Here is a 2,265-nt window from a genome sequence, read left to right as displayed (position 1 = left end):
ACCGCATTCGCGAGCAAGCCCGCTCCCACAGGGGTCCCTCTGTATTCCGGCAATAGGTGTTCTGGCCAAAAGGGTGCACGCCTGAATCAGCAACGTCGTGCGCGCTGCCTTTTGGTGCAATTTCAGCTCACACCGCTCAACACCCGCACCGCATGCGGATCAAAAAAGCTCGGCGGCGCCATGCCGGGGATGTATTGGTCGGACACAAACAGGCGGCAGCGCTCGGCAAACGCCGAGACCACGCGCGACAGCTGGGTGTTGCTGGCCGTGGCGTAACCCAGGCGCATCGGCCGATGCGAGCCCGCCAGACGCAGGCGAATCACGCGCTTGCCGTCCTGCGACACATTGGATTTTGGCCGCGCATTCGCGAAGGAATAGCCAATGCCATTGCCGACCATCGCACGCACCGTTTCGAGGTTGGTGGAGCGCATGATGATGTTCGGCGTGGTGCCCGCCTGCATGAACAAGCTGAGGAAATAGTCGCGGCTCCAGGGCGTGTCGAGCAGCACCACCGGATAAGCCTCAAGGTCTTGCATGCTCACCGCCGGCAAGCTCGCCAGCGGGTGATATTCGCCGACCATCACGTACGGCGGCAGGTGCGCCAGGGGCTGGAAGTCGATGTCCGGGCTGGTCACCAGGTCATACGTCAGGGCGATATCGAGCTCGCCGCTGCGCAGTTTTTCCAGCAATTCCTCGTGGTTGCCTTCAGCCTGGGTCAGCCGCACGCCGGGAAACGCGCGGCCAAAACCAAACACCAATTCCGGCGTGATCATCGGCGCCAGCGACTCCAGGCACCCCACCCGCAACGGCCCGCGCACCGTGTTCAATGACTCCGAGGCGATGGTGTAGAGGTTGGTCATCTGCTCCAGGATCAGCTTGGCCTCCTGCATCACCTGGCGCCCCACCGCCGTGAGCGAAATGCCCTGGGCGTGATGGCGGATAAACAGCTGGATGCCCAGCTCGGCTTCCATGTGGGTGATGGCCGCCGAGATGGAAGGCGATGACACGTGAATGCGCTCAGCCGCAGCACTGATGCTGCCCGCCTCTCCCGACGCGACAAAATACTCCAGTTGACGCTGAGTAATCCGACTGAGCATTACGCCTGCCCCTCAACAATGACTGTACAGGTCACGTTGCAGGGTTCGTGCCGGGTCACGGGCGAGCCGATGACCTGCACGGGCTTCGGTTTTTCCTAAGCACTACCCCGCGCAAATGCTGGTTTCGCCGGAACGGGTGCGGTGTGAAGCTGCTTTCATCCCGCGTCCAACGAGTTGCTCGCCATGCCCACCCACACCCGCATCCGCATGTTCAACACCCAACAGACCTACCCCAACCAGGCGCTGGACAACGACCTGTGCCAGGCCGTGCGCGCCGGCAACACCGTGTATGTGCGCGGGCAGATCGGCACCGATTTCGACGGCAACCTGGTGGGCCTCGGCGACCCGCGAGCCCAAGCCGAGCAGGCGATGAAAAACGTCAAGCAACTGCTGGAAGAGGCCGGTTCCGACCTGTCGCACATCGTCAAGACCACCACGTACCTGATCGACCCGCGCTACCGCGAACCGGTGTACCAGGAGGTCGGCAAATGGCTCAAGGGCGTCTTCCCGATCTCCACCGGCCTGGTGATTTCCGGCCTGGGCCAACCGGAATGGCTGATGGAAATCGACGTGATCGCCGTGGTGCCGGATGACTGGCAGCCATGATTAACCTGGAGCCTGCCATGCCCTCTCGCGTGTTTTTCCTCAACGGGCCCAACGCCAACCTCTACGGGCTGGACAAAAGCGGCACCTACGGCAGCGAAAGCTTCGCCAGCATCGAAGCCCGCTGCCAGCGCCACGCCGCCGAACTGGGCCTGAGCCTGGACTTTCGCCAGAGCAACCACGAAGGCGTGCTGGTGGACTGGATTCAAGAGGCCCGGCTAAACAGCGACGCCATCGTGATCAACGCCGCCGGGCTGAGCTACAGCTCGGTGCCGATCCTCGACGCGCTGCTGGCATTCGACGGCCCGATCATCGAAGCGCACATGAGCAACCTCTGGAAACGCGAGCCCTTTCGGCATCACTCGTACGTGTCCAAGGCGGCCACCGGCGTCATCGCCGGGCTGGGAGCGCTGGGTTATGAGCTGGCGCTGACGGCGGTGGCCGCGTTGCTGAAACCTTAACGACACGGCCCGCTCTGGTGAGCCTTTTTTTGTGATGAGCAACCTTTCTGGTGAACCGTTTTTTCCTGTGGTGAGCAGTTTCTCTGTGGTGAGCGGGCTTGCCC

3 protein-coding genes are annotated in these 2,265 nt (G+C 62.5%); 2 read left to right on the top strand and 1 reads right to left on the bottom strand.

The genetic code is table 11. From position 1 onward, the window contains the following. Positions 1–122: 122 nt before the first annotated feature. On the bottom strand, positions 123–1,097 hold the full coding sequence (locus WBB95_RS19940) for a LysR family transcriptional regulator (protein ID WP_424489144.1): 975 nt from the start codon (positions 1,095–1,097) through the stop codon (positions 123–125). A 183-nt stretch (positions 1,098–1,280) separates the two neighbouring features. Between WBB95_RS19940 and WBB95_RS19935 the strand changes: the two genes are divergently transcribed. Together WBB95_RS19935 and WBB95_RS19930 are read left to right on the top strand one after the other, a co-directional pair. Further along, complete coding sequence (locus WBB95_RS19935; protein WP_424489143.1) at positions 1,281–1,703, top strand: RidA family protein; 423 nt, start codon at positions 1,281–1,283, stop codon at positions 1,701–1,703. A 17-nt stretch (positions 1,704–1,720) separates the two neighbouring features. After that, positions 1,721–2,161 (top strand): type II 3-dehydroquinate dehydratase, encoded by a 441-nt coding sequence (locus WBB95_RS19930; RefSeq protein ID WP_424489142.1) that lies wholly within the window; start codon positions 1,721–1,723, stop codon positions 2,159–2,161. Positions 2,162–2,265: the final 104 nt, after the last annotated feature.

Source organism: Pseudomonas sp. (assembly GCF_049645325.1).
GTDB lineage: Bacteria > Pseudomonadota > Gammaproteobacteria > Pseudomonadales > Pseudomonadaceae > Aquipseudomonas.
Note: the sequence above shows the minus strand (reverse complement) of the source record. Positions and strands in the feature narration are given on the sequence as shown.

Coding starts and splice junctions, on each gene's coding strand:
- WBB95_RS19930 (WP_424489142.1), top strand. CDS start 1,721: ATGCCCTCTCGCGTGTTTTTCCTCAACGGGCCCAACGCCAACCTCTAC.
- WBB95_RS19940 (WP_424489144.1), bottom strand. CDS start 1,097: ATGCTCAGTCGGATTACTCAGCGTCAACTGGAGTATTTTGTCGCGTCG.
- WBB95_RS19935 (WP_424489143.1), top strand. CDS start 1,281: ATGCCCACCCACACCCGCATCCGCATGTTCAACACCCAACAGACCTAC.